The sequence below is a fragment of the Pseudomonas sp. FG86 genome, from assembly GCF_057808775.1.
Map to the genome: position 1 here is coordinate 1 of NZ_JBMDIS010000153.1, position 8004 is coordinate 8004.

Here is an 8004-nt window from a genome sequence, read left to right on the forward strand (position 1 = left end):
TTCGCGCCCCAACGCGGGGCAAGCCCGCTCGCCACAACAAGCCCGTTCGCCACAACAATCAGGCTCGCCATTTGCCCGTTCTATCTCTTGACTGACGGGCATTGGGGCTTGCCCCCCAGGTTTGATTCAGGCAGGGCGTCAGATCAGGCCAGGTCGACCAGCACGATTTCGCTGTCTTCTATCGCGGTCACGCGCAATACCTGCTCATCCTCCACCGCTACGCCATCTCGAGCTTGCGCCCGCAAGCCATTGATCTCAATCACTCCCGTTGCCGGCACCAGGTAGGCGCGACGCCCGCTGTCCAGCCGGTATTCGGCACTTTCCCCAGCCTTCAGGGTCGCCGCCACCAGCCGTGCATCGGCCCGAATACGCAGGCTTTCGCTGTCACCGGCCTTGCCGCTGGCCAACGTGACAAACCCCTCGCGATCGCCCTTGGGAAACGGTTTGGCCCCCCATGACGGCGGCAATCCGGCCTCGTTCGGGATAATCCAGATTTGGAAAATCTTGGTCGGCGTGGCTTCCAGGTTGTATTCGCTGTGAGCGATCCCGGTGCCCGCGCTCATGACCTGTACGTCGCCGGCTTCGGTACGGCCCTTGTTGCCGAGGTTGTCGGCATGGCTGATGGCACCCTCACGCACATAGGTGATGATTTCCATATCGCGGTGCGGGTGCTGCGGGAAACCGGTACCCGGGGCGATGATGTCGTCGTTCCACACCCGCAGGTTGCCCCAGTGCATGCGCTTGGGGTCGTGGTACTCGGCGAAGGAAAAGTGATGATGGGCGTCAAGCCAACCATGATGGGCGCCACCCAGAGTGTTGAAAGGTCGAAGTTCAAGCATGACGGTCTCCTATTGATGAGCCTATCTTCCCTGAGCACATGATCGATAAAAAGCGTAAAAACTGCCTTATTCCTATCTGTAAATCCGATTGATTAGTGGCGTTTTGACTTTCACTTCATCGCCTAACTGCATGAGCGCAAAGCAATTGGCTGGAACTGCGCGCCGATTCCGGCGACCATGGCGCACTCGTCAAAGCCAAGCTCACCCCAGGAGTCCGCGTGCCGCAACAACAGCCTGAACTGCCCCCAGAACTTCGCCCTTTGGCTGAAATGCCGCTGCTGAAACGCCTGGCGGCCCGTTTGTTCGGCCACGGTTTGACGCGCCTGCGCGCGCAGCACCGGTTTTCCTGGTTGCATGGGCAGGCCGATGGCTTTCGCAGCGGGCATGAGGCGGGTGTGGAGTATGGGTATCGCGAGGGTAAGGCCGATGGCCTTGAGGAAGGCCGCCAGGTCCTGTTGATCCGTGATTTCCGCCCGGACGAACACCGTGCCCCCGGCGTGGATGACAACCTGTTCGACGATTGGCGACTGCCCCTCACCGCCGAGCTTAAGAAGCGCATCAAGGCCGACGTGGCGCGCTTGCTGCCGGCCCATGCCCAACCCAGCACTGCGCAGTGGAAGATGATCTTCAGCGACACGCCGTCCACCTCGGTGATTGCCGGCGCCGGCGCGGGAAAATCCACCTCGTTGGTGCTGCGTATCCTGTTGCTCACCCATTACCTGGGCTATGAATTGAGCTCGATGACCGTGGTGACCTTTACCCGTGAGTCGCGCAAGGACTTCATTCAAAAGCTGATGGAGATTCTCAGCTTATGGGGCCAACCTATTGAAATGAAAGAAGCCCAAGCGGTGGTGCGTACCTTTCATTCGCGCATCCTGCCCATGGTGCGCAGCCTGCCGGGCTTCGAGCGGCTGCAGGCATTCGAGAACCTCGGGGCCAGCGTCGAGGACGCCGACAGCAACCCGTTCGACCTGCGCATCAACCCAGCACAGCGCCATCAGTTGAACGCCTGTTACCACCAGTTGCAGGGGCGGCATCCACGTTTCCGTGAGCTGATCGCACCGCTGGCGCGCCATGGTTTGCAGCTCAAGGAGCTGGAGCGCGATCACCCGGATGTACAAAAGCGTATGGCGGTGACCGAACTGGCAGCCAAGCGCGATGAAGAGCTGTGCGATGTGATCGAGGACCTGTGGTTTCGCGCGGGCGCCTGGCCGATCAAAGGCATTGAACCCAACCGCCAGACCGTTGAGATCAATGGCGCGCAGTTTCATTGCCATGGCTATATCCCGCAGCTGGATGCCTGGGTGGTGCTGGGCTTCGACGCGCGGGAAAACGCTCAGGTCAGCCGCCCCAATGCCAAGCTGTCGGTACGCGCAGAGTGGGCAGTGAAGCGCACACTGTTTCAAGCTTTCTGCCGTAAGCCATTGATATGGATAGATAGTTACCAATCATCCGAGCGGCTTCTGAGTAGCCTCGCCGGTGATGCCAGCGCCGGGCCCGGCTTTGATTACAAGGTCAAAGGTGAGTTGTCGTCGGCACCGCTGCTGGACAGTTTTGTCATGGCGGCGGGCTTTATCGAGAACCTCGGTCTGGACGTGCCCACCGCTGTCGGCCAGATGAGTTTCGCCAAGGACGATCCGGACCGCTTGTTTTTCGAGGCCTTGAGCATCTTCTGGAAAGCCCTGGAAGATCATCTGCTGGACCAGACGCCGCCGATCATGACCTATAACCGGATGTTCTCGCTGTTCGGCGAAAACACCCCGGAAAACCTCAAGCTGCTGAGTGATCCGCTGTTGCGCCCGTTGTCGCACCTGATGATCGACGAGTTCCAGGACGTATCGCCGCAGATCGTGTCTTGGATCCGTGCCAGCCTGCGAGAAATCCGCAGCCGTGGACCGGCCATGCACGTGGGGCGTGCGGCTCAGCATTCCTCGCTGCTATGCGTGGGCGATGACTGGCAATCGATCTACGGCTGGCGCGGCAGTTCGCCCAAGTACTTTATGGCGTTCAACCAGGAATTCCCGTCACCGAGTACCACCCGCGTGATGCTCGGCGAGAACTTCCGCAGTCACCAGCACATCATTGATGCGGCTGAACATATCGTGCGGGCCGCGCCGGCCATTCCGGGCAAGAAGGCCAAGGCCAGCGGGGCGCCGAGGGCGTTGGTGCCGGTCACCGTGCTGGCGCGGGATGATGCCGCACTCGGACGCCAGTTGCAGGCGCATTATGAGAAGGGTGAATCGGTGTTAATGCTGTATCGAAAAAGTAGCGATAAGCTGATGATTCAAGAGCATATTCAGTCTGTAGTTAATCTGGATTCCAGCTTGCCGCCCGCCGCGCGACGCCTCAAGCAACTGACGTATCACAGTGCCAAGGGGCTGCAGGCGGATACGGTTTTCCTGCTTGGCGATTGCCAGCACGTGACCAGCTCGCGCTACAAGAACCAGGTGTATCGCATGGCGGGCCTGGGCAAGGACGGTGACAGCGAGCCCTATGACACGGCACAAAAGGATGAGGTACTGCGCCTGGCCTATGTGGGCATCACCCGGGCGGTGAGCCACTGCTACTGGTACGTGGAACAACCCGAGGGCCAAGCGGTGAATGTGCCCAAGGCGTCGGAGCGGGTGGATGGCAAGAAAGCGTTTTTCGATGATCAACGCAATTAGCCGGTAAATGCACCTCAGATGTGGGGGGGACAGGCTCCCTCACACAGGGGGTTGACGTGTGCTGGATCGGCCTCAGGCCCTCAGCGACTGCGGCGGCACAAACGACTCGAGCTCATCTTCCACCGCCTCGATGATGCGTTCGACATCGGCGGCATTCATCACCGTGGCACAGGGAATGCCGGCGATGGCGATCAACGTCTCGCCGCTGGCCCGATCGAACAGGCGCGCGACCATGCTGCCGGGCGCGTCCATGCTGCCCTCGAAGCCCATTGGATGAAAATGCCAGCGCATCAGCTGGCAAGCGTTGGGGAACGTCACTTTGCTCATGTTGCGCACCTTGTTCATTGAGCGCTTCCTTTAGCTCGCGGCAAGGGCCAGGACCGTCACTGGTCATGGCACGTGAGAGCTTAAAAGTAGCATCCGTTCACACCCACAATGTGAGTTTTTTCGATCCGTTCGGCGGTTCTTTTCCCATTGTTTGACGTGGGTCATGTCGTACTTGAATCTGGGCAAAAGGCCATTAGTCTGAAGTGGCGGCTGCCCATTGAAGGCTGTGTCGAAATTCGGCAATCTCCACGGTTTTCCCGCCACAGAGCCGTTCATGCCCGACAACGCCCCTGACGATGATTGCCAGCACACCCAAGCCACGAGGGCATTAGTGCTGCGTCACCACCTATGCTGGCGTCATCGGGACCTGGACGGGGTGATGTCCTACTATCACCCGCACATCCAGTACCACGATTTCTTCCAGAACCGTGTCGTCGATTACGCGCAGTTGCGTGAGTACCTGCAAGCCAGCATGCCACGCGGCCCGGATGAAGCCATTGAGCACATGGACCGTATTCGCGCCGATGGCGATACCGCGTTTATCCAGTACCGAATTACCTTGCGCGGCGGCCAGGGCCTGGTGTCCTTTCGTACCAGCGAGGCGATCACCGTGCGCGATGGGCTGATCTGGCGGGTCAATGAGTACGCTTCGCTGGTCCACGAACAGACGCCCCAAGCCACGCGCCCAACCGTCAGCCGCCTGGGCCTGTCACCTCAGCAACTGGGGCATATGGCCAATGACCTGCAGCAATACTTCCAGCAGCAGCAACCCTACCTGGACCCCGAGCTGGACCTGCAACGGGTCGCCAAGGAATGTGGCTATAGCCGCAATCAAATTTCCTACCTGTTGAACCAGGTGCTGGGGCAAAGCTTCTATCGCTACGTCAACCAGGCGCGGCTCCAGCATTTGCTCGTCGCGCTGGAACAGGCCGCGCCGCCGATCAAAGTGGATGACCTGGCGTTTGCCGCCGGCTTCAATTCGCTGTCGGCGTTCTACAGTGCTTTTCGCCAGCACACGGGCCAATCGCCGAAGGCCTACGTCAAACAAATTTCCCTGCGTGCACGCGCGCAAGACAGCCCCTGACACCGCGCTCTAGGATCCAGCCTATCGAAACGAGGTAGGGGAACCTGGCATGCCGGCATGGCGCAATATCAGTTTATGGATGGATCAACTGGACGACCCGCTGCAGGCGCGGCCGCCCCTGGTCCATGACCTGGACGTCAACGTTGCCATCATCGGTGCCGGTTACACCGGCCTGTGGACCGCCTATTACCTGAAGCGCCAGGCGCCCGAGCTGAAAATTGCGATCATCGAGGCGCAAACCGCCGGTTTCGGTGCGTCCGGGCGCAATGGCGGCTGGCTGATGGGCAACCTGTTGGGCGAAGACCGCCTGCTGGCGGGCCTGGCGCCGCAGCAACGCCGCGCCGCGTTTGACCTGTTGCATGGCATCCCCGATGAAGTGGCCCAGGTAGTGGCCCGCGAAGGCATCGAGTGTGACTACCGCAAGGGCGGTGCGTTGTATTGCGCGGCGCGTTACCCGGAGCAGGAAGGCAGCCTGCGCCGCTACCTGGAAAAGCTCTACGCCCAAGGCCTCACCGAAGCCGATTACCGTTGGCTGAACCCGCAACAGCTGGCCGAGCAGATACGCATCGCCAAGCCCTATGGCGGCATCTACGCCCCCCATGTCGCGACGATCAACCCGGCCAAGCTGGTACGTGGCCTTGCGCGCGTCGTTGAAAGCCTCGGGGTGACCCTCTATGAAAACAGCCCGGTGACCCATTGGCAGTCCGGCAGCCTGCGCACGGCCCAAGCCAGCGTGCGCGCCGGCTGGGTGGTGCCGGCCATCGAGGGCTACGCACCGACGTTGCCGCCCCTGGGGCGTTATCAGCTGCCGGTGCAAAGCCTGATCGTCGCGACCGAACCCTTGCCCGCCAGCACCTGGGATGAGATCGGCCTGAATCACGGCCAGGCCTTCGGCGAGAGCAGCCGGCAGGTTACCTACGGCCAGCGTTCGGCCGACAACCGCCTGGTGTTCGGCGCGCGCGGCGGTTATCAGTTTGCCGGCAAATTGCGCCACAACTTCGATTTGACCGACAGCGAAGTCGAGCTGCGTCGCTATCTGTTCGGTGAACTGTTCCCGCAGTTGAAGAACGTGCGGATTACCCATTCCTGGGGCGGCAACCTCGGCATGTCGCGACGTTTTCAGCCGCACATGCTGTGCGATCACAAGACCGGTATCGCGCTGTCCGGCGGTTATGGCGGGGAGGGCGTCGGCGCCACCAACCTGGGTGGTCGCACCCTGGCCGACTTGATCCTGGGCCGCGACACCCCGCTGACCCATCAACCCTGGGTGATCCGCGACCGCGGCCTGGAGGCGCTCAGGGCCTGGGAGCCCGAACCGTGCCGTTGGCTGGGCTACAACGCGATCATTCGTAGTTTTGTCCATGAAGACCAGGTATTGGCCAACCCCAATACCGCGCCCTGGCGCCGCAAGCTGGCGACCGGCGTGGCGGGCTTCATGGAAGGTTTCATGCACTGAGCCGTTTCAATCACACAGGTACACCCATGAGCATTACTCAATTCAAAGACGCGCTGAACACCCACCTGCCGGACTCGTCACCGGTCGCCGTGCCCCTGGGGGAGCCCATTGCGGTGGCGTCGACCTTGAGCGTGGAACGCAGCGATGGCGTCGAAACCGGCATCTGGGCCTGCACCCCGGGCCGCTGGCGCCGCCAGATCAAATCCCAGGAGTTTTGTCACTTTATCCAGGGCCGCTGCACCTTCACCCCGGACGACGGTGAAGTCCTGCATATAGAAGCCGGCGATGCACTGATGTTGCCGGCCAACAGCACCGGAATCTGGGATATCCAGGAAACCGTGCGCAAGACCTACGTATTGATCCTGTAACGCTTTGATCCTTGATCGCCTGCCATAAAAACAGCCCTAAAACCGCCAGGAAATCGAACCATGAAAGCCATTGCCCTGTTGCCCTTGATGTTGGTGGCCTCTATCAGCCAGGCCGCCGAAACGGTGAAGATCTACAACTGGTCGAGCTACATCGCGCCGGACACCACGAAGAACTTCCAGAAACAAACCGGCATCGGTTTCAGCTACGACGTGTATGACAGCAACGAGACCCTCGATGGCAAGTTGATGACGGGTAATTCCGGCTACGACGTGGTGTTCCCGTCCAACCACTTCATGGCGCGGCAGATCCAGGGGGGCGCGTTGAAAAAGCTCGACAGGAGCCAGTTGCCGAACTGGAAGAACCTCAACCCGGTACTGCTCAAGGCCCTGGAAAACAACGACCCCGGCAACGCCCACGGTTTTCCGTACCTGTGGGGCAGCACTGGCATTGGCTACAACATCGACAAGGTCAAGGCCGTGCTCGGTGACAACGCGCCGGTGAACTCCTGGGACCTGATCTTCAAGCCCGAATACATGGAAAAACTCAGCAAGTGCGGAGTGGCAATCCTGGATAACGGCCCGGAACTGTTGCCGATCGCCCTCAATTACCTGGGGCTGGCGCCGCACAGCAAGAACCCTGAGGACTATAAGAAAGCCGAGGCGCTGCTGATGAAAGTGCGGCCCTATGTGGCGTATTTCCACTCTTCGAAGTACACCGGCGACCTGGCCAATGGCGACATCTGCGTCGCAGTGGGCTTCTCCGGCGACGTGCTGCAAGCCGAAAGCCGGGCCAAGGAAGCCAAGAATGGCGTGAATATCGGTTATCAGATTCCCAAGGAAGGCGCGGCGATCTGGTTCGACATGGTGGCCATGCCCGCCGATGCGCCCGATGAAAAAGCCGGCTACGCCTTCATGAATTACCTGTTGGAACCCCGGGTAATGGCGGACATCACCAACTCGGTGCACTACGCCAACGGCAACAGCGCAGCGGATAGCCTGGTAGACCCTGAGATCAAGGCGGACACCAAGATCTACCCGAGCGACGAAATGATGGGCAAGTTATTCGCGCTGGAGGCCATGCCACTGAATATCGACCGGATTCGCACGCGGGTGTGGAACACCATTCGCACGGGTCGCTGAAGAACTAATGTGGGAGGGGCAGTGCGACGATTCGACTTGCCCCCGATGGGGGGTGTCAGTTGATGCATCTGTGGCTGACCCACCGCCATCGGGGGCAAGCCCCCTCCCACAGTTTGTCCTGCAT

7 protein-coding genes are annotated in these 8004 nt (G+C 60.5%); 5 read left to right on the forward strand and 2 right to left on the reverse strand.

The annotated features are described in order from the left end of the window. Nucleotides 1-143: 143 nt before the first annotated feature. Complete coding sequence (locus tag ACODSV_RS35445; RefSeq protein WP_069076137.1) at nt 144-839, reverse strand: pirin family protein; 696 nt, start codon at nt 837-839, stop codon at nt 144-146. Between the two features lie 218 nt (nt 840-1057). On the opposite strand from ACODSV_RS35445, the gene ACODSV_RS35450 reads away from it, so the two are divergent. Then, the gene (locus ACODSV_RS35450) at nt 1058-3505 is read left to right on the forward strand and encodes a UvrD-helicase domain-containing protein (protein WP_150054800.1); all 2448 of its coding nucleotides are present in this window, start codon (nt 1058-1060) and stop codon (nt 3503-3505) included. 72 nt (nt 3506-3577) lie between these two features. Here the strand turns inward: ACODSV_RS35450 and ACODSV_RS35455 are convergent, their stop codons facing one another. Next, nucleotides 3578-3850 carry a DUF1652 domain-containing protein gene (locus ACODSV_RS35455; RefSeq protein WP_150054799.1) on the reverse strand — a complete coding sequence of 91 codons (273 nt, stop codon included), beginning with the start codon at nt 3848-3850 and terminating at the stop codon, nt 3578-3580. Between the two features lie 256 nt (nt 3851-4106). Between ACODSV_RS35455 and ACODSV_RS35460 the strand changes: the two genes are divergently transcribed. From ACODSV_RS35460 to ACODSV_RS35475, 4 genes are read left to right on the forward strand one after another with little or no spacing between them, the layout of a single operon-like run. Next, nucleotides 4107-4916 carry a helix-turn-helix transcriptional regulator gene (locus ACODSV_RS35460; protein WP_024075592.1) on the forward strand — a complete coding sequence of 270 codons (810 nt, stop codon included), beginning with the start codon at nt 4107-4109 and terminating at the stop codon, nt 4914-4916. 49 nt (nt 4917-4965) lie between these two features. Next, complete coding sequence (locus tag ACODSV_RS35465) at nt 4966-6372, forward strand: NAD(P)/FAD-dependent oxidoreductase (protein ID WP_024075591.1); 1407 nt, start codon at nt 4966-4968, stop codon at nt 6370-6372. 26 nt (nt 6373-6398) lie between these two features. Next, the gene (locus tag ACODSV_RS35470) at nt 6399-6740 is read left to right on the forward strand and encodes a cupin domain-containing protein (RefSeq protein WP_024075590.1); all 342 of its coding nucleotides are present in this window, start codon (nt 6399-6401) and stop codon (nt 6738-6740) included. A gap of 60 nt (nt 6741-6800) precedes the next feature. Beyond that, nucleotides 6801-7880 (forward strand): polyamine ABC transporter substrate-binding protein, encoded by a 1080-nt coding sequence (locus ACODSV_RS35475; protein ID WP_150054798.1) that lies wholly within the window; start codon nt 6801-6803, stop codon nt 7878-7880. The last annotated feature ends 124 nt before the right edge of the window (nt 7881-8004 follow it).

Bases quoted from the DNA above. Each gene is read 5' to 3' on its own strand.
- ACODSV_RS35445 (WP_069076137.1), bottom strand. From the start codon at position 839: ATGCTTGAACTTCGACCTTTCAACACTCTGGGTGGCGCCCATCATGGT.
- ACODSV_RS35455 (WP_150054799.1), bottom strand. From the start codon at position 3,850: ATGAACAAGGTGCGCAACATGAGCAAAGTGACGTTCCCCAACGCTTGC.
- ACODSV_RS35460 (WP_024075592.1), top strand. From the start codon at position 4,107: ATGCCCGACAACGCCCCTGACGATGATTGCCAGCACACCCAAGCCACG.
- ACODSV_RS35465 (WP_024075591.1), top strand. From the start codon at position 4,966: ATGCCGGCATGGCGCAATATCAGTTTATGGATGGATCAACTGGACGAC.
- ACODSV_RS35470 (WP_024075590.1), top strand. From the start codon at position 6,399: ATGAGCATTACTCAATTCAAAGACGCGCTGAACACCCACCTGCCGGAC.
- ACODSV_RS35475 (WP_150054798.1), top strand. From the start codon at position 6,801: ATGAAAGCCATTGCCCTGTTGCCCTTGATGTTGGTGGCCTCTATCAGC.